An 18,240-nucleotide genomic window follows, 5' to 3' on the forward strand; every position below is an offset into this window, starting at 1 on the left:
ACCAAGCGGAAGCGAGGTCAAACTGCGTTGGGTCGCCCCAAACTGCGGCGCAGCGCAATCACCGCCGCCGCCACCAGCGATCCGAGGAACGCCAGCGCCATGTCCTTTTGCGCGTCCCAGTAATCGCCCTGCTGGCCGTTGTAGGCCTCGACATTGTCGGGCGCGAGCAGGATCGACAGTGTCCATTCAACGATCTCGTAGATGCCGCTGATCGCCACCACGAACTCGACTGCGAAATAGAGTGCCAGCTTGCGCGCTACCCCGGCATGGTCGCGCAGGAACTCCACCAGTGGCAACACGAACAGCAGGCCGAAGCTGAAATGCACCAGCCGGTCGTAGTTGTTGCGCTGCCACCCCATCAGCTCGTTGAAGCCGGTGCCGGTCAGCGCCTCGAACCAGGCGTCATAGGGCATGTTGGTATAGGTGTAGCGCCCGCCCACCGTGTGCAGCACGAGGAACAGCATCAGGCAGCCGAACGCCGCGTTGGAGAGCGGAAACCGCCTGAGCAGGAACGGTGCGGAAATGAGCGCGATCAGCGTCGGCGTATGATGCAGCACCGCGACTTCAGGGTAAGGCTGCCCGATCTGCATGAGCGCTAGGCCGATTAGGCCAAAGCCGATCATCCAGCGCTGCGGTGCAGGCAAGGCGCGCCAGGCTTCCACGAAAGTGCTGCTCAGCCTTTCTGCAGGTGACGCCGCCCCAGCAGCTCGGCAATCTGTACCGCGTTGAGCGCAGCTCCCTTGCGCAGATTGTCAGAGACGCACCACAGGGTGAGGCCATTTTCGACCGTCGGATCGTCGCGCACGCGGCTGACATAGGTCGCGCCATCTCCCGCGCTTTCCACGGGTGTGACGTATCCGCCGTCCTCGCGCTTGTCGACGAGCATCACGCCCGGCGCCTCGCGCAAAATCTCCATTGCCTGGTCTGCGCCCAGCTCGTTCTCGAACTCGATGTTGACGGCTTCGGAGTGGCCGACGAACACCGGTACGCGCACGCAGGTGGCATTGAGCTTGATCTTCGGGTCGAGGATTTTCTTGGTCTCGACCACCATCTTCCACTCTTCCTTGGTCGAGCCGTCATCCATGAACACGTCGATGTGCGGGATAACGTTGAAGGCGATCTGCTTGGTGAACTTTACCGGCTCCACCGGATCGCCCACGAAGATCGCGCGGCTCTGGTTGAAGAGCTCGTCCATCCCCGCCTTGCCGGCACCGGAAACCGACTGATAGGTGCTCACCACCACGCGCTTGATCGTCGCGGCGTCGTGCAGCGGTTTCAATGCCACCACCAGCTGCGCTGTCGAGCAGTTGGGATTGGCGATGATGTTCTTCTTCTTGTAATCGTCGATCGCGTCGGGGTTCACTTCCGGCACGATCAGCGGCACATCCGGGTCCATACGGTATAGCGAGCTGTTGTCGATCACGACACAGCCGGCGGCCGCCGCCTTGGGCGCATATTCCTTGGCCGGGCCGCTGCCCGCCGCGAACAAGGCGATATCCCAGCCGGTGAAATCGAAATGCTCGATGTTCTTGCATTTGAGCATCTTGCCGGTGTCGCCGAACTCGACCTCTGTCCCGACCGAGCGCGAGGACGCAACTGCAGCCACTTCGTCGCACGGGAATTCCCGCTCGGCGAGGATCTGCATCATTTCACGACCGACATTCCCGGTCGCACCGACAACGGCTACGCGATAGCCCAAGGTATTTCTCCGCACGTCAAAGATTTCCGGACCGCGCCGCTGCACCCCTGTGCTGCGCTTGGCAAGCAAGAATGCGTATGCGCGGACCAAACCGCCTTTCGCACATGCAACATTACGTGCAGCTAAACCAGCCCCAGCAGTAAGAGCGGTCAACCATGAATTCGAACTGGGCGTTCGGCATGGCCAGGCGTTGACCGCAAACGCAATCACTGTATTGCCGACCTAATACAGGGAGAGAATAATGCGTTTCACTATCGGCTTCGCGGCACTGGCAGCCATCGCGGCTTCACCGATTCTGGCGCAGGATGACACCGATCCGATGGTCGATGCCATTGCTGCCAACACCTTGGAGATTGAGCGCGGTACGGACGGCTCTCTCTCCGGACCGGGATTCGATCAACTGATGGAGGAAGCCGACGCGGCACAATTCTTCCTGGTCGGGGAGACCCACGCGACCGCCGACATCGCCGACGTGATCGGTAATTTGCAGGCTGGCATCATGGTCGGCGGCTATGACTACTTTGCTGTCGAGATCGGCCCTTGGTCCACGCGTGAGGTCGAACGGCTGGTCCGATCCGATGGCAGTGCGCTCACAGCGCGAATAAACCAGCCGCAAAGCGCCTTCCTGTTTCCCTTCCTCTCTTCGGTGGAGGAGATTGCGCTGGTTGAGACAGCCATTGCGCTCTCGCCCAAGGATAGGCCGGTGCTGTGGGGCGTTGACCAGGAGTTTATCGCTGCCGGGCCGCTGCTCGGACCGATGCTGCTGGAACTGTCTGAAACCGACGCACAGCGCGCTGCCGCGCAAAGCCTGACCGACAAGTCGGCGAGCAACTTCATGTATATCGGCGCTGCGCCGCAGGAGGAGATTGACGCGCTGGTGGCAGCTTTCGCCGATGGCCCGGCCAAGGCAAAGGCACTGGTCGATGACATCGCCATCAGCCACCGGATCTACGGGGCGTTCGTACGCCAGGCTGGACCGATCTATGACGCCAATCTGGAACGCGAAAATTACATGAAGGCCAACTTCCTCAAGCACTGGAAGGCAGCCGTTGCGGGCGACGGAAAGGCACCGAAGGTGTTCTTCAAGTTCGGCGGCTATCATATGGAGCGCGGGCTGAGCGGCACCAACGTCCCCAGCTTCGGCAATTTCCTGATGGAATGGGGTCGGGCGCAGGACTTCGGTACCGTGCACCTTATGATCGATTGCCTCAGCGGCGAAGCATGGCAGATCCAGGCCAACAAGCCGGGTCCTTGCAAGCCCTATGGCCTCAAGGAGGGATCACCGATCCTGACCGTACTGGACGGCAAACCCATCGGGCTGGTGAACCTGAAGGCACTCCGTCCGCTGCTTCGCAGAAGCACCAAGATCGACGCCGAAACGCGCGACCTGATCCTGTCCTATGACTACTATATCGGCATTAGCGACGTGAAGGCTGCAACACCTGCGGCAGACCTCACCTTCCCACCCCAATAGGTTGTTGTCGGAATCTACTCGGGAGGGGTCACCCCATTCTCTTCAAGGAAGCGGAAGATCGTGTTCCACATATGGGGTGAAATCATCTCGCCGCCCACGCTGTGGGTATAGCCGGGATAGAGCATCATCTCGAACGGTCGGTTGGCTTCCTGCAGCACCGAGATCAGCTCCGACGAGTTCTCGAACACGACATTGTCGTCCGCCATGCCGTGGATCAGCAGCAGCGGATCGGTCATCTTCGTGGCATCGGGAATGGCGCTCGCTTTCTCGTAGGCTTCGGGCATTGTGCGCGGATCGCCCATGAACCGTTCGGTGTAGTGGGTGTCATAAAGCTCCCACTTGGTCACCGGCGCGCCGGTGATGCCGGCTGCATAGAGCCCCGGATCAGCCTGCATCTGCTTAAGGGTCATGTAGCCCCCATAGGACCAGCCGTAGAGCGCGATCTTGTCGGGATCGACAAAGTCGAGCGTCTTGAGATAATCCGCCCCCGCCTTCTGGTCGCGCACTTCGACCCCGCCCATGGCACGGTAGATCGACTGCTCAAAAGCGACGCCGCGGTTGGCACTGCCGCGATTGTCGAGGGCAAACCAGATATAGCCCCTGTCGACGATCGCCTGCCGCAGCGCGCCGTTCCATCCATTGGCAACCGTCTGCGGCCCCGGACCACCATAGTGGCTGTAGAACACCGGGTAGCGCTTGCCCGGCTCCAGCTCGGGCGTGACCATCTCCCAGTAAAGCGCCGTGCCGTCCTCCGCCTCCACCGTCCCGTAGGTGGTCGGGCGATGGCTGGCGAGAAACGGCGCATAGGGATGGTCCGCATCGAGGGCGTTTTCCTCGATCCAGGTCAGCAGCTTGCCGTCGCTGTCAGCGAGATAGCTTTGCGGCGGGCTGTCGTCGCTGGAACGGGTGATGAGCAGGGTCTGCCCCTTGTCGTCCATGCTGGCGCTGTAGGTGAAGCCGGGCTCAGTCAGGCGGGTGATCTCATCTGGCTTGGTCAGATCGAGGCTATAGATGTGTTGTTCGAGCACGCCATCCATGGTGCCGGTGAAGAATACCGTGCCGGTCTCTTCGTCCACGCCTATCAGCTTGGTCACCACCCATTCGCCATCAGTCAACTGCCGCCAGTCATCGCCATCCTTGCGGTACAGATGGGCGAAGCCATCGCGCTCCGACCACCAGATCAGCGAGCCATCTTTGAGCCAACGATAGTCGTCAGAGAGGTTGATCCAGTAATCCTCGACAGCGGCCCGCTCGGAGAAGGCGACGGAACTCGCGCCGGTCGCCGGATCGACACGCAACACGTCAAGCACGGTCTGCTCTCGGTTCTGCCGTTGCACATAGATGGCGCTGCCATCGGGTGCCCAGTCTACGCGGGCCACGTAGATGTCGGTTTCAGAGCCGAGATCGACCTTCACCTTGTTCCCGCCATCGGGGGCAATCACGAACAGCTCGACGATGGCGTTGTCGCTGCCTGCGACCGGATAGCGCTGGTCGAACACCTTGGTGCCGGTCGCGCCGATGGATGCGCGGGTGACGATGCCGACAGGGCTTTCATCGGTACGCTGGACGACGATGCGTGTGTCATCGGGTGACCACCAATAGCCAGCGAGTCGCGCCATTTCCTCCTGCGCCACGAATTCGGCTTCGCCCCAGCGGATGGTGTCGCCTTCCTTGGGCGTGACGGGAGCAGCCTCGCCGCCGGTCTCGCCCACCCACAGCTGGCGATCACGGACGAAGGAGACAAACTTGCCGGTCTTGCTGAGCGACGGGTTGAGCTCGCTTTCCTCGGTATCGGTCAGGCGCTGCACCGTGCCATCGAGCTTCGCCAGGTAGAGATCGCCATCGAGCGGCACCAGCAGGCCCGACCCGTCGGAATTCCACTGGTAGGAGACGATCCCCTTGAGGCTGCCTATGCGGGCGCGCTCGCGCTGCATCTTCTCGTCTTCCGACAGCTCGCGCCCACTGCTGAGTTTCTCACTGTCGACCAACATAGACCATGCTCCGCTCTCGCGATCATAGGCCCACAGGTCGTAGCGCTCGCGGTCATCGTCGCGGTTGCGCAGCAAGGTGAGATAGCGTCCATCGGGCGACAGCTTGGCCTGCCGCGGGCTCGGCCCGTTGAGCGAAGGCGAAGCGAAGACGCGCTCGAAGGTGAGGTCCTGCGGTTCGCTCACTGGGTCGTCCTCGGCGATGGCTGGGGACGCGAGAAGCAGGGTTGCAGCCAACAGAAATCGCATTCCAATGGACACCTCGTCATTGCGAGCAGCCGCCAGGCTGCGCGGCAATCCATTACCTTGGCCGGAGTCGACCGCTGGATTGCTTCGTCGCTTCGCTCCTCGCAATGACGAGTGGGAAAGGCAAGCCCAACGAAAAAGGGCGGCTCCCGCAGGAACCGCCCTCTCGAACCTTAAGGTTGGTGCGCTTATTCGCCCTTGGCTGGGCGGGTGTCGCGACGTTCGGCGATACGCGCCGACTTACCGGTGCGGCCACGCAGGTAGTAGAGCTTGGCGCGACGCACGATACCGCGGCGTACCACGGTGATGCTGTCGACGATCGGCGAGTAGAGCGGGAACACGCGTTCCACGCCTTCGCCGAAGCTCATCTTGCGGACGGTGAAGTTGGAGCCCATGCCACGGTTCGAACGGGCAATGCACACGCCTTCGAACATCTGGATACGCTCGCGGCTGCCTTCGACAACCTTCACGCCGACGCGCACGGTGTCACCGGCGCGGAATTCGGGGATCTCTTTGCCAGCCTTGGTGATTTCCTCGGCTTCGATCTGCTGGATCAGGTTCACTGGTCCATTTCCTTCTTCTTTCGCCGCGCGCCAGAGGCAGACTGGTCCCGAGCGTCACTATAACGCTCCCAAAGGTCCGGCCTGCGTAACCGTGTAATCTCTTCCGCCTGCGCCTTGCGCCAAGCGGCAATCTTCGCATGATCCCCCGATCGCAGCACTTCAGGGATCGTGCGCCCTTCCCATTCCTGAGGTCGGGTATAGTGCGGATATTCGAGCAATCCGTCTTCGAAGGATTCCTCATGCCCGCTTGAAGGCGCGCCCATTACCCCCGGAAGCAGGCGAATGCAAGCGTCGAGTATGGCTATGGCAGCGGTCTCACCGCCGGAGAGGACGATGTCGGCGAGCGACACCTCCTCGATCTCGGGCCGCGCGTCAAACAGCCGCTGGTCGAACCCCTCGAACCGCCCGCACAGCATGATGACGCCGGGGCCGGATGCAAGCTCGCGGATGCGGGCCTGGGTGATGGGTTTTCCGCGCGGGGTCATGGCAAGGATGGGCCTCGCGCCGACGCCCGTATCCGTTCGTGCTGAGCCTGTCGAAGTACGAATAGTCTGGCGCTCCGCCTGCCCTTCGACAGGCTCAGGGCGACCGGGATTGCCGTTTGTGACGTGGTCAAGCGCCCTCGCCATCACATCCGCCTTAAGCACCATCCCCGCCCCGCCTCCGGCCGGCGTATCATCGACCGTGCGGTGCCTGTCGGTGGCAAAGTCGCGCGGATTGACGGTCTCGCACGACCAGTCCCCCCGCTCGAGCGCCTTGCCCGCCAGCGACACGCCCAGCGGCCCGGGAAACATCTCCGGATAGAGAGTGAGGATGGTGGCGGCGAAGGTCATGATTTCAGAGGATATTGTGATTGCCAGACAACTTCAGAGACTTGGTGGACGACTTCCGCACAATTCCTCACGAATTCTTCGTCTGCCAAGACCAGCGTGTCGATCTCAGAACAATCACCTTCGTTGAAGAATTCCTCGTCGGGTGCCTTGATACGAAACGGTAGCTCACCTGCTTTCTTGGAGAGGCTTTCGTAGCTTCTTCCGTTACCATGCTTCAGGGCGTTGATCGCCTCGCAGTAAATTTCGAAACGATCGAGTAGATCCTGTTCTCCTTGCTCCTGCAGAAGCTTCCGGGCAGCCACAAAACCATTCTTTTCTCCAAGCTCTCTCTGCAAATCCGCATCGAACATGGAAAAAATTCCAACTGCGCTAACTGCATACTGGAGTTGAATCGACTGAAGGTTTTTGACGTGCACAGACGAGCCGCCCTTCGACATTAAGTCTAAGATTTCTGCGCGAGCCTCTTCAAGACGAGTTGAAACAAACCCGACACAGCTTTCGATCAGAAGGGTGAACCTATGCAAATTTCACTCCATCCTTCTCCCGCGTATCGACGCTTAGCTCGAAGACATCGGGCCGCGAGTAGTGGCCGTCGGTGTCGAGGCTGGCGAGGCCTTCGTTGATGGCGGACAGGTCGAGCTGGGCGTGGAGGATTTCCTCGCCCTCGCCCGCCTGTGCGATCACGCTGGCATCGGGTGCGGCAATCAGGCTGCCGCCCTTGTTGAGGACATCCGCCGGGATCGCCTCGATCAACTTGCGCGCCTCGGCTGAACCACCACAACGCTCCAGCCCGTCCAGCATATCCTCCTTATGCTGCACCAGCCCGGCCGCCAGCACATAGCACCGCCCCTCCATCGCATAGTGCCGACCGGCAATGGCGTAACTTTCGCGCACCGTCGGCCACGCGGCGACATGGACGCTCTCGCCGAGATTGTGCATCGCCGCGCGGGCCAGCGGCATCCAGTGCTCCCAGCAGATCAGGCTGCCGACCCGGCCCCATTCGGCCTGGTGTACGCCCAATGTCGAACCATCGCCGCGCATCCACACCAGCCGCTCGCCATGGGTGGGCACCAGCTTGCGATGCGGCAGCGGGTCCTCGCCCGGGCGGAAGATCAGCTGGGTGTTGGTGAGCGAATTGCGCACGCGTTCATGCGCGCCGATGGAAATCACCGCGCCACTGGCATCGCACAGCTCCTGCAACGGCAGCAGCCGCTCATCATTGGACACGACCGCATTCTCCAGCAGGATGCGATGCAGCGCCTTGCTGCCCGGATGATCCCACAGCGCCGCGCCGGGCGCCTCGTCGAGCCACAGCGGATAGCCGCCGAGGAAGGTCTCGCCGAAAGCGACAACCTGCGCGCCGCCATCAATGGCCTCGCGCGCCAGATCAGTCGCCTGCGCAATCCCGTCCCCAATGGCGAGCGGAATCGGGCGTCCCTGGACAATGGCGGCAGCAATGGTGCTCATGTGGCCCGCCTAGCCTGCGGGGGCGAGCAAATCCACCACAAGCACTACCTTTCGATGCGCGGCAATCCCTCAGGCGTTGGCTTGCGCGTTGCCTGGCGGCCGACCAAGGTTGCGATACCAGTACCTACCAACACCAGCCCACCGACTGACAGAAGGTCCGCACCGGTCAGCGCAACAGAGTCCTCGCGCACCAGCTCTTCGCCATAGATAACTGCCAGCGGCGCAAACCCGGCAAACAGGCTGCGGACACGGGTCGAAATAGTCGGCGATGCCTTCGCCATGATGTAGCTGATGGCTGCAGAACCGCCGGAATATGCGGCAAAGACCGCTGGGAGATTGTCGATCATGGACTAGCCCGTTTTGAAAGTGGGATGGGTTATATGGCGTCTTAATACACCATAACACCTTGCTGTCCATGGGCGACGGTGAAATCGACCGTCGGTTAGTCGTCGGCGAAATCCGCCGCGATCACAAGCCGTTGGCTGTCCCACTCCAGCACCGCCTGCTTCGTCATCGGCACCATGAAGGTCTTCATGCCCTTCTCCGGCACCGGCTCCTTCTCGATCTCTACGATATCGGTCGCGCCGAAATTGTGGACATCGATGACCGTGCCAAGGTGTGTGCCCGCATCGGTCACTGCATCGAGACCAATCAGGTCAGCAAAGTAGTATTCATCCTCCTCCAGCTCGGGGAGAACATCGCGTGTGACGTTGAGCGTGGTGCCGCGCAGCTTCTCGGCCTGGTCGCGGCCCTGCACCTCGGCGAAGCGCGCGATAGCGCCACCTTTGTTGTCGCTGCGAACCTTCTTCAGGGTCAGCGTGCCGTCATTGAAGCTGGTGTGCGCCTTGAGCGCCTCCAGCCCGTCACCAAGCAGCTTCAGACGCACTTCGCCCGCCACGCCGTGCGCACCGGTGATGGCGGCCAGCGTGACGGGCGTTGTGTCGGTCATCGGTTTTTGTCCCTCATCCAAGCTTCGCTAACGCGCTGCGCGCTTAAGCTGCGCTTTCCTTCTCCCAATGGGAGAAGGATACGAAGGCTTGGCGCCTTAGCGCCTAGCCGGAGTTGGATGAGGGTCAGAACCAGATCAGCCCTCGGACTTCTCTTCGCCAGCTTCTTCAGCCGGTGCTTCCTCAGCGGGAGCCTCTTCGGCAGCGGCTTCTTCAGCGGGAGCTTCTTCAGCAGCCGGAGCTTCCTCGGCGGCCACTTCTTCAACTGGAGCCTCTTCAACCGGAGCTTCAGCCGCTTCCTTGGCGGCTTCTTCGGCTTCGGCCAGCTTGGCAGCCTTTTCTTCAGCGCGTTCCTTGGCGGCTTCGCCCGGTTCGCCCTTCTGCGGGTTGTTGCGCGGCGCGCGCTCGAGGACGCCGGCGGCGTCGAGGAAGCGGTGGACGCGGTCACTCGGCTTGGCGCCGACGCTCAGCCAGTGGCGGGCGCGGTCTTCGTCGAGCTTGACGCGCTCGGCCGAATCCTTCGGCAGCATCGGGTTGTAGGTGCCGATCTGCTCAAGATATTTGCCGTCACGCGGCGAACGCACGTCGGCGACGACGATACGGTAGTAGGGGCGCTTCTTCGCACCACCGCGCGAAAGACGGATTGCAACTGCCATTATAACTTACCTTTCCAATTCAAATCACTGTAATTCGGTTATTTCTTGTTCAACATGTCACGCAGGTCGGGGGGCAGCGTATCGGGATCGACCGAAGGACCCTTGCCGCCGCCCGGGCCGCCGAGACCGGGAAGGTTGGGCATGCCGCCCCCGCCCATTCCCGGGATACCGCCGCCGCCGCCAAACATGGCAGCGAGGCCCTTGAGCCCGCCCATCTTGCGGATCTGCTTCATCGCGCGGGACATTTCCTGGTGCATCTTCAGCACCTTGTTCACTTCCTGCACCGAAGTGCCGGAGCCGGCCGCGACGCGCTTCTTGCGCTTGGCGTTGAGCAGTGCAGGATTGGCGCGTTCCTTGGGCGTCATCGAGCCGATCAGCGCGTCCATGTGGACCAGCACCTTGTCGTCCATGTCGCTGGCCGCCATCGCTGCCTTGGCTTTCTTCATGCCCGGCATCATACCCGCCAGCGCGCCCAGCCCGCCCATGTTCTGCATCTGCTTCAGCTGCATACGCAAATCGTTGAGGTCGAACTTGCCTTTCTCCATGCGCTTGGCGAGCGCTTCGGCTTCTTCGACCTTGATGGTCTCGGCAGCTTTTTCCACCAGCGAGACGACGTCGCCCATGCCGAGGATGCGGTCGGCCACGCGCGCCGGGTGGAAAGCCTCGATCGCATCGAGCTTCTCGCCGGTCCCGGCAAACTTGATCGGCTTGCCGGTGACCGCGCGCATGGAAAGCGCCGCACCGCCGCGGGCGTCGCCGTCCATCCGGGTGAGGATCACCCCGGTAAGCGGAACCTCGTCGGAGAAATTCTGCGCGACATTGACCGCGTCCTGCCCCGTCAGGCTGTCGACGACCAGCAGCACTTCGGTCGGCGCGGAAACGCCGGCGACGGCCTTCATCTCGGCCATCAGCGCTTCATCGACATGCAGGCGGCCCGCAGTATCGAGCAGCAGCACGTCGACATTCTGCAGCTTGGCCGCTTCAAGCGCACGGCGGGCGATATCGACCGGCTGCTGGCCCTTGATGATCGGCAGTGTCGCGACTTCGACCTGCTCGCCCAGCACCGCCAGCTGCTCCTGCGCGGCCGGACGGTTGACGTCGAGCGAGGCCATCATCGGCTTCTTGCCGTGCTTCTCGCGGATATACTTGGCCAGCTTGGCGGTCGAGGTGGTCTTGCCCGAACCCTGCAGGCCGACCATCATGATCACGACCGGCGGGCGCGCGTTCAGGTCGAGCGGGACATGGCCCGCTTCGCCTTCATCGCCGCCGAGCATCGCTACCAGCTCGTCATTGACGATCTTGATGACCTGCTGGCCAGGCGTGACCGATTTCAGGACATTCTCGCCGACGGCCTTCTCTGTGACCTTGTCGATGAAGCTGCGGGCGACCGGCAGCGCGACATCCGCTTCGAGCAGCGCAATGCGCACTTCGCGCATGGCATCGCGCACATCCTGCTCGCGCAGCGCACCCCGGCCGCGCAGGCGGTCGAAAGTGGCTCCAAGGCGATCGGACAATGCGTCGAACATGCGCTACTCAAACTCCTGTCAGCGCTGGCTGGGCGCCAAATGCAAAAAGCGCCGGCGGATGAAAACTCATCGGCCAGCGTGTGGTTTCGACCACAAAATCAATCAAGTGGTGGAGCCTAGCGGGGTCGAACCGCTGACCTCTACAATGCCATTGTAGCGCTCTACCAACTGAGCTAAGGCCCCGATCACTTGCTGTAGAGAGGCACCTTGGTTCGTGCCCCACCCTTGCGGGAAGCGCCCATTATAAAGGCCGCTTCCCCTTTGCAACAAGAAAATCAGTTATCGTCGTCTCCGTCGTCGTCATTGCTGGTGGTGACGCCCAGATCGTCATCCCCGCCAAGATCGACTTCGTTGTCCGGCGAATCATCGTCTTCGTCGACGTCGATGTCCAGATCGTCATCGCCAAGGTCGCTGTCGGCTTCCTTGTCCTTCTTCTTCTCGTCTTCCTCGAACGGAATTGGCTGCTTGGTCTTCAGCACCGGCTCCGGAGTCCACTCTTCGCCGCATTCGATGCAGGCGACAGGATCTTCCTTGCCGAGGTCATAAAAGCGGGTACCGCATTTGGGGCAGCTACGCTTGGTGCCCCATTCTGGCTTGGCCATGTCTCACTGTTCCTTTGGTCGGGCTGGCAAGATCACCGTGGCCCGCGAAAAATTCTCTTTCTTGATGGGTAGCAAAAGGCCCCGAATCAAGAGCGCGGCGCGCCTTGCCATAGGCCCATGCCCCTGTCAAAGACCGCGCCCGTGATTGACCAGCCCGCCCCGCATCGTTTTTCCGCTTCCGGCCCGCTAAAGGGGCGCATTCGCGTGCCCGGCGACAAGTCGATCAGCCATCGCTCGATCATGCTCGGCGCGCTGGCGGTGGGCGAGACGCGGGTGACCGGCCTGCTCGAAGGCGAAGACGTGATGGCGACCGCCGCCGCGATGCGCAGCATGGGCGCGCGGGTCGAGAAGATCGGCGAAGAATGGCGTATCCACGGCGTTGGCGTGGGCGGGCTGCTGCAGCCGCAAGCGGCGCTCGACATGGGTAACAGCGGCACATCGACCCGGCTGCTGATGGGCCTTGTCGCCAGCCACGGCGTCACCGCGACCTTCACCGGCGATGCCAGCCTTTCCAAGCGGCCGATGGGCCGGGTGATCGAACCGCTCAGCCAGATGGGCGCGCAGTTCCATGGGTCTGCCGACGGCACACTGCCGCTGACCATGCAAGGCCTCTGCCCGGCCGTGCCGATCGAATACCGCCTGCCCGTCGCCAGCGCGCAGGTGAAGAGCGCAGTCATGCTGGCTGGCCTCAACACGCCGGGCATTACCACGGTGATCGAACCAGTTCCGACCCGCGATCATTCCGAACGAATGCTGCGCGGTTTCGGCGCAGATGTGGAAGTCGAGGAGATCGACGGTGAACGGATCATCCGCGTCCATGGCGATGCCGACCTCAGGCCGCAGACCATCGACGTGCCGGGCGATCCCTCTTCGGCGGCATTCTTTGTTGTTGCCGCCCTGTTAGTCGAAGGCAGCGACCTCGTGATCGAGAACGTCGGCCTCAACCCGACGCGCGCCGGACTTTTCGATGTGCTGCGCCAGATGGGTGGTAGCATCGAAGAACAGGACCGGCGCGAAGTCGGCGGCGAACCGGTCGCGGACCTTCGGGTGAAGCACTCGACGTTGACCGGTATCGATGTCGATCCGGCGATCGCACCGAGCATGATCGACGAATTCCCGGTCCTGTTCGTGGCCGCCTCGTTGGCAGAGGGTATCACGACCACCAGCGGACTCGAAGAGTTGCGGGTCAAGGAAAGCGACCGCCTCTCTGCCATGGCTGCCGCACTGACCGGCGCGGGCGCGCAGATCGAAGAGCGCGAGGACGGCCTCGTCATCACCGGCACTGGCGGCGAACCGCTGCGTGGCTCGTCCAACAGCCGCACCAAGACCCTGCTCGACCACCGCATTGCCATGAGCATGGCCGTGTGCGGCCTCGCCAGCCGCGACGGGGTGGAAGTGGACGACACACGCCCGATCGCGACGAGCTTTCCTAATTTCGTGGCGCGGCTGGAAGGCGCGGCAAGCTGATGCCGCTCGATATCTTCTCGCTCATCGGCTTCGTCGGCACCGCCTGCATTATCGGCGCCTACGCCTATCTCACGCTCGACGACGCACCGAACCCCTATGTCCTGCACGGCACCAACCTCGCCGGCGCGGCGCTGCTGACAATTTCGCTGATCGTCCATACCAACTGGCCAAGCCTCGTGCTGGAAGGGTTCTGGGCTGTCATAGCAATCACCGGGCTGGTGAAGGCCGCCAGAACGCGTAAGACCGCGTCATGATCATCGCAGTCGACGGTCCCACCGCCTCTGGCAAAGGCACCATCGCTCAGGCACTGGCCGAGCATTTCGGCTTGCCACATCTCGATACCGGGCTGCTCTATCGCGCGGTTGGGCGGCAGGTGGCGATCAATGATGGCGATGCAGACGATCCCGCCCAGGCGCTGGCGGCGTGCGACTTTCCCGATGAGCTGCTGGACGATCCGGCGCTGCGTTCGGAAGAAACCGGCGGGCTCGCGAGCCGGGTATCGGTCCATCCTGCGGTGCGTCAGGCTCTGTTCGAGCGGCAGCGGGCCTTTGCCACTCAGCCGGAAGGCGCGGTACTCGACGGGCGCGACATTGGCACGGTGATCGCGCCGGAAGCCGAAGTGAAGCTCTATGTCACCGCCAGCGTGCAGGAACGCGCACGGCGGCGGTGGCTGGAGATGACCGGTCGCGAAGTCGAAATCAGCCTCGACGCGATCGAACAGGATATTGCCAAGCGGGACGCGCGCGATATCGGCCGTGCCGATGCTCCACTGCGCGCTGCGCCTGACGCACTGGTGTTCGATACCAGCCACTTCGACCGCGATCAGGCAATTGCCGAGGCAATTGCGGCGGTGGAGGCGGCGCTGGCATAGCCCGCACCGCAAGCCGCATTTTCCTTGCTTTCCGCTCGCCTTTGGCCTAGGCGCGCGCCCGTTCTGGAAATCGCTGGATGGAAAGAACCTCTGCGCTGGCATGCGGCCTCGCGGAGATGTCGGCCTCTTGCCCCGTAAGCCCACGCAATCGTGCGCGGGAGACGGAGAAAGACCCGGAGAAAAACTCCGTGGCCGGTAGCAAACAGTAAACGGGATACCCCAACCTATGGCAACTTCTGCCAACCCTACGCGCGACGATTTCGAAGCGCTTCTTAACGAACAACTCGGCGGTGCAGGCGAAGAAGGCTTTGAAGGCCGCGTCGTCAAAGGCACCGTGACCGCGATCGAAAACGGTTTTGCGATCGTGGATGTCGGCCTCAAGAGCGAAGGCCGCATCGATCTCAAGGAATTCATGCGCGTCGATGACGAGCACGGCCTGTCGGTCGGCAGCGAAGTCGAAGTGTTCGTCGACCGCGTCGAAAACGCCGACGGCGAAGCGATGCTGTCGCGCGACCGCGCCCGCCGCGAAGCCGCGTGGGACAAGCTGGAAAGCGAATTCGGCGAAGGCAAGCGCGTCGAAGGTCGTATCTTCGGCCGCGTCAAGGGCGGCTTCACCGTCGACCTCGACGGCGCCGTGGCGTTCCTGCCCGGCTCGCAGGTCGATATCCGCCCGGTACGTGACGTTACCCCGCTGATGGACCAGCCGCAGCCGTTCCAGATCCTCAAGATGGACCGTCGCCGCGGCAACATCGTTGTCTCGCGTCGCGCCGTGCTCGAAGAAACCCGCGCCGAACAGCGCAGCGAGCTGATCAGCGATCTCGCTGAAGGCCAGGTTATCGATGGTGTCGTCAAGAACATCACCGATTACGGTGCGTTCGTCGACCTCGGCGGCATCGACGGCCTGCTGCATGTCACCGACATGAGCTACAAGCGCGTCAACCACCCGAGCGAAGTGATCGAGATCGGCCAGACCGTGACCGTCCAGATCGTTCGCATCAACGAAGACACCCAGCGCATCAGCCTCGGCATGAAGCAGCTGGAGTCGGATCCGTGGGATGGCGTCTCGGCCAAGTATCCGGTGGGCATGAAGCTGACCGGTACTGTCACCAACATTACCGAATACGGTGCGTTCGTGGAGCTGGAGCCGGGCATCGAAGGCCTGGTCCACGTCAGCGAAATGAGCTGGACCAAGAAGAACGTCCACCCGGGCAAGATCGTTTCGACCTCGCAGGAAGTCGAAGTCATGGTGCTCGAAGTCGACAGCGACAAGCGCCGCATCAGCCTCGGCCTCAAGCAGGCCCAGCGCAACCCGTGGGAAGAGTTCGCCGAGAAGCATCCGATGGGCACCGAAGTCGAAGGCGAAGTCAAGAACGCCACCGAATTCGGCCTCTTCATCGGCCTCGACGGCGATGTCGACGGCATGGTCCACATGTCGGATATCGCCTGGGGCATCTCGGGCGAAGACGCGCTGGCGCTCCACCGCAAGGGTGAGATGGTCAAGGCCGTCGTGCTCGACGTCGACACCGACAAGGAGCGCATCAGCCTCGGCATGAAGCAGCTCGAAAAGGGTGCGCCGTCGGCCGATGGCGCCGATGCCAGCAGCCTGCGCAAGAACCAGACCGTCACCGTCACTGTCCTCGAAGTCCGCGATGGCGGCCTCGAAGTGCAGGTTGGCGAAGACGGCGCGACCGGCTTCATCAAGCGGAGCGACCTCGGCCGCGACCGCGACGAGCAGCGTACCGATCGTTTCCAGCCGGGTGCGAAGGTCGATGCCATGGTCATCGGCTTCGACCGTTCGAAGAAGCCCAACTTCTCGATCAAGGCGCGCCAGATCGCCGAAGAGAAGGAAGCTGTGGCACAGTTCGGCTCGTCCGATTCGGGTGCATCGCTGGGCGACATCCTCGGCGAAGCGCTGAAGAAGAAGGAAGATTAAGGTTGGCACGAGCCCCCGCGCAGGCGGGGGCCTCAAGCCACCTGGTCCAAGCCATGCGGAGACCCCCGCCTGCGCGGGGGATCACAGCCAGAATCAGGCCCGCCCTCATTGCGAGTGGCGGGCCTTTTCTCATGCGAGCAGAGGGAGTAGGCTCACACCATGCTGACGATCCACCAATTCCCCTGCCTGTCCGACAATTACGGGTATTTGCTCCACGATACCGACAGCCATGAGACTGTCGCCATCGATACGCCCGATGCGCAGGAGTATCTCAAACAGGCTGAGCTCAAGGGATGGCGGATCACGCAGATCTGGAACACCCATTGGCACCCCGACCATGCCGGCGGGAACAAGGCCATTGTCGAGGCCACCGGAGCGACCATCGTCGCCCCGCAGGAGGTCGAAAGGATTTCCTCGATCGACCGCGTGGTGGCGCATGGCGATACCGTGTCCATAGGAGCCCACACCGCGCATGTGATCGATGTCAGCGGGCACACCAATGGCCACGTCGCCTTTCACCTGCCCGATGCGGGCATCGCGTTCGTCGGCGACAGCGTGTTCGCGCTCGGCTGCGGGCGGATGTTCGAAGGCGAGCCGCAGCAGTTCTGGGACAGCCTCAGCCGGATCAGGGCGCTGCCGGGCGAGACCATGCTCTATTGCGCGCATGAATACACCGCCTCGAACGCGAAGTTTGCCAGCCATGCCGATCCCGACAACGCCGCCCTCGCCGCCTATGTCGAGGAGATCGCTGCCAAGCGGGCGAAGGACGAACCCACCGTACCGACCCAGCTGGCGCGCGAACTCGACACCAACCCTTTCCTGCGAGCCGACGATCCGGTGCTGGCGGCAAAATGGGGCGGCTCGACACCCGCTGAAACCTTTGCCGCGCTACGGGCTGGCAAGGACAATTTCTAGCCACATGAAGGCCCTGCGCGTCCAGCACCTGTCCGAGGACCTCTCGGGCGTCGAACTGGTCGACTTGCCCAAGCCCGAGCGCGGCCCAGGCGAAGTCCTTGTTCGCGTGCGGGCTGCCTCGCTCAACTTCCCCGACCTGCTGATGACGCGAGGCGCATACCAGTTCAAACCCGAGCCGCCCTTTATCAGCGGGATGGAGCTCGCCGGCGAAGTGGTCGAAGCAGATACCGATAGCGGCTTCGCGCCGGGCGCTCACGTGATGGGCGGCGCAAAGACCGGGGGATTCGCCGAGTTCGCCTGCGTCCCCGCCCGCTCGCTTCGCAAAGTGCCCGAGGGCGTGTCGCTGGCGGCCGCTTCATCCATGGGCGCGGCGTATTCCACCGCCTACACCGGGCTGGTCGAGCTTGGCGGGCTGAAGGAGGGTCAGACGGTGCTGGCACATGGAGCCAGCGGCGGGGTGGGCCTTGCCACCTGCGATCTGGCCAAGGCGCTGGGCGCGAGGGTTATTGCCGCCACGCACCGCGCGGACAAGCTGGACGCGCTCAAGGCAGCCTCAGGCGCGCACCATGTCATCCTCAACACTGGGCGTTTCCGCGAAGAGGTGAGCAAGCTGACGGGTGGCAGGCTGTGCGACCTCGTGTTCGACACCGTCGGCGGCGACGTTTTCGATGAAAGCACCCGCTGCGTCGCCTTCGGCGGCAAACTGCTGGTCGTGGGCTTCGTTGCCGGGCGGATACCGGAGATTGCGGTCAATATCCCGCTGATCAAGGGATTCTCGGTCGTCGGAGTTCGCGCCGGAGAATATGGCCGCCGCTTCCCCGATCGCGGGGCCCGGATCATGGCCGAGGTTGCAAAGCTGGCAAGCGCGGGGAAAATCACGCCGCATATCGACCGAACTCTGCCGCTCGAGCGCTGGCGCGAAGCCTTCGACGCGATGGCCGGCGGCGAGTTGATCGGAAAAGTGGTGCTGGAGCCTTAGGAGAGCTGTGAGTCCCAGCGCAGGCTGGGACCTTCTCGGAGCCTGGCCCTGGTGGCAAGAGACCCCAACCTTCG

19 protein-coding genes and 1 tRNA gene are annotated in these 18,240 nt (G+C 62.7%); 7 read left to right on the top strand and 13 right to left on the bottom strand.

What is annotated here, in order from left to right; genetic code table 11:
* Positions 1-17 precede the first annotated feature (17 nt).
* Both QPW08_RS10455 and QPW08_RS10460 read right to left on the bottom strand, forming a co-directional pair.
* The gene (locus QPW08_RS10455; protein WP_284125755.1) at positions 18-662 is read right to left on the bottom strand and encodes a DUF2238 domain-containing protein; all 645 of its coding nucleotides are present in this window, start codon (positions 660-662) and stop codon (positions 18-20) included.
* An 11-nt stretch (positions 663-673) separates the two neighbouring features.
* Positions 674-1,699 carry an aspartate-semialdehyde dehydrogenase gene (locus QPW08_RS10460; protein WP_284125756.1) on the bottom strand — a complete coding sequence of 342 codons (1,026 nt, stop codon included), beginning with the start codon at positions 1,697-1,699 and terminating at the stop codon, positions 674-676.
* A 241-nt stretch (positions 1,700-1,940) separates the two neighbouring features.
* On the opposite strand from QPW08_RS10460, the gene QPW08_RS10465 reads away from it, so the two are divergent.
* Positions 1,941-3,173: a hypothetical protein gene (locus QPW08_RS10465; protein ID WP_284125757.1), complete on the top strand. Its 1,233-nt coding sequence runs from the start codon at positions 1,941-1,943 to the stop codon at positions 3,171-3,173.
* Positions 3,174-3,187: 14 nt separating this feature from the next.
* Here the strand turns inward: QPW08_RS10465 and QPW08_RS10470 are convergent, their stop codons facing one another.
* The 11 genes from QPW08_RS10470 to QPW08_RS10520 form a co-directional block, all read right to left on the bottom strand.
* On the bottom strand, positions 3,188-5,410 hold the full coding sequence (locus tag QPW08_RS10470) for a S9 family peptidase (RefSeq protein ID WP_284125758.1): 2,223 nt from the start codon (positions 5,408-5,410) through the stop codon (positions 3,188-3,190).
* Positions 5,411-5,595: 185 nt separating this feature from the next.
* Entirely contained in the window at positions 5,596-5,970 is a 375-nt protein-coding gene (gene rplS / locus QPW08_RS10475; protein WP_284125759.1) for a 50S ribosomal protein L19, read from the bottom strand.
* Positions 5,967-6,803 (bottom strand): tRNA (guanosine(37)-N1)-methyltransferase TrmD, encoded by an 837-nt coding sequence (gene trmD / locus QPW08_RS10480; protein ID WP_284125760.1) that lies wholly within the window; start codon positions 6,801-6,803, stop codon positions 5,967-5,969. The genes rplS and trmD overlap by 4 nt, the downstream gene beginning before the upstream one ends.
* Positions 6,800-7,327 carry a hypothetical protein gene (locus QPW08_RS10485; RefSeq protein ID WP_284125761.1) on the bottom strand — a complete coding sequence of 176 codons (528 nt, stop codon included), beginning with the start codon at positions 7,325-7,327 and terminating at the stop codon, positions 6,800-6,802. The genes trmD and QPW08_RS10485 overlap by 4 nt, the downstream gene beginning before the upstream one ends.
* On the bottom strand, positions 7,320-8,270 hold the full coding sequence (locus tag QPW08_RS10490; RefSeq protein ID WP_284125762.1) for a carbon-nitrogen hydrolase family protein: 951 nt from the start codon (positions 8,268-8,270) through the stop codon (positions 7,320-7,322). The genes QPW08_RS10485 and QPW08_RS10490 overlap by 8 nt, the downstream gene beginning before the upstream one ends.
* A 44-nt stretch (positions 8,271-8,314) precedes the next feature.
* Positions 8,315-8,617: a hypothetical protein gene (locus QPW08_RS10495; RefSeq protein ID WP_284125763.1), complete on the bottom strand. Its 303-nt coding sequence runs from the start codon at positions 8,615-8,617 to the stop codon at positions 8,315-8,317.
* 95 nt (positions 8,618-8,712) lie between these two features.
* Positions 8,713-9,219 (bottom strand): ribosome maturation factor RimM, encoded by a 507-nt coding sequence (gene rimM / locus QPW08_RS10500; protein WP_284125764.1) that lies wholly within the window; start codon positions 9,217-9,219, stop codon positions 8,713-8,715.
* A gap of 135 nt (positions 9,220-9,354) precedes the next feature.
* Positions 9,355-9,873: a 30S ribosomal protein S16 gene (rpsP, locus tag QPW08_RS10505; protein ID WP_284125765.1), complete on the bottom strand. Its 519-nt coding sequence runs from the start codon at positions 9,871-9,873 to the stop codon at positions 9,355-9,357.
* Between the two features lie 38 nt (positions 9,874-9,911).
* Positions 9,912-11,399: a signal recognition particle protein gene (gene ffh, locus QPW08_RS10510; RefSeq protein ID WP_284125766.1), complete on the bottom strand. Its 1,488-nt coding sequence runs from the start codon at positions 11,397-11,399 to the stop codon at positions 9,912-9,914.
* Between the two features lie 107 nt (positions 11,400-11,506).
* Positions 11,507-11,582: transfer RNA gene (locus QPW08_RS10515), tRNA-Ala, on the bottom strand.
* 92 nt (positions 11,583-11,674) lie between these two features.
* The gene (locus QPW08_RS10520) at positions 11,675-12,001 is read right to left on the bottom strand and encodes a TIGR02300 family protein (RefSeq protein ID WP_284125767.1); all 327 of its coding nucleotides are present in this window, start codon (positions 11,999-12,001) and stop codon (positions 11,675-11,677) included.
* Between the two features lie 117 nt (positions 12,002-12,118).
* Between QPW08_RS10520 and aroA the strand changes: the two genes are divergently transcribed.
* The 6 genes from aroA to QPW08_RS10550 all read left to right on the top strand — a co-directional run bounded on the left by aroA (position 12,119) and on the right by QPW08_RS10550 (position 18,166).
* Positions 12,119-13,468, top strand: coding sequence for a 3-phosphoshikimate 1-carboxyvinyltransferase (gene aroA / locus QPW08_RS10525; protein ID WP_284125768.1), 1,350 nt, complete (start codon positions 12,119-12,121; stop codon positions 13,466-13,468).
* Positions 13,468-13,722: a CBU_0592 family membrane protein gene (locus QPW08_RS10530; RefSeq protein WP_284125769.1), complete on the top strand. Its 255-nt coding sequence runs from the start codon at positions 13,468-13,470 to the stop codon at positions 13,720-13,722. Before aroA ends, QPW08_RS10530 begins: the two co-directional genes overlap by 1 nt.
* The gene (locus QPW08_RS10535) at positions 13,719-14,339 is read left to right on the top strand and encodes a (d)CMP kinase (protein WP_284125770.1); all 621 of its coding nucleotides are present in this window, start codon (positions 13,719-13,721) and stop codon (positions 14,337-14,339) included. Before QPW08_RS10530 ends, QPW08_RS10535 begins: the two co-directional genes overlap by 4 nt.
* 226 nt (positions 14,340-14,565) lie before the next feature.
* Positions 14,566-16,272, top strand: a complete 1,707-nt coding sequence (gene rpsA, locus QPW08_RS10540) for a 30S ribosomal protein S1 (protein ID WP_284125771.1) — start codon at positions 14,566-14,568, stop codon at positions 16,270-16,272.
* A 159-nt stretch (positions 16,273-16,431) separates the two neighbouring features.
* Entirely contained in the window at positions 16,432-17,187 is a 756-nt protein-coding gene (gene gloB / locus QPW08_RS10545) for a hydroxyacylglutathione hydrolase (RefSeq protein WP_284125772.1), read from the top strand.
* A 4-nt stretch (positions 17,188-17,191) separates the two neighbouring features.
* Entirely contained in the window at positions 17,192-18,166 is a 975-nt protein-coding gene (locus QPW08_RS10550) for an NADPH:quinone oxidoreductase family protein (protein WP_284125773.1), read from the top strand.
* Positions 18,167-18,240: the final 74 nt, after the last annotated feature.

The sequence above is a fragment of the Parerythrobacter aestuarii genome (assembly GCF_030140925.1).
Taxonomy (GTDB): Bacteria; Pseudomonadota; Alphaproteobacteria; order Sphingomonadales; family Sphingomonadaceae; genus Parerythrobacter; species Parerythrobacter aestuarii.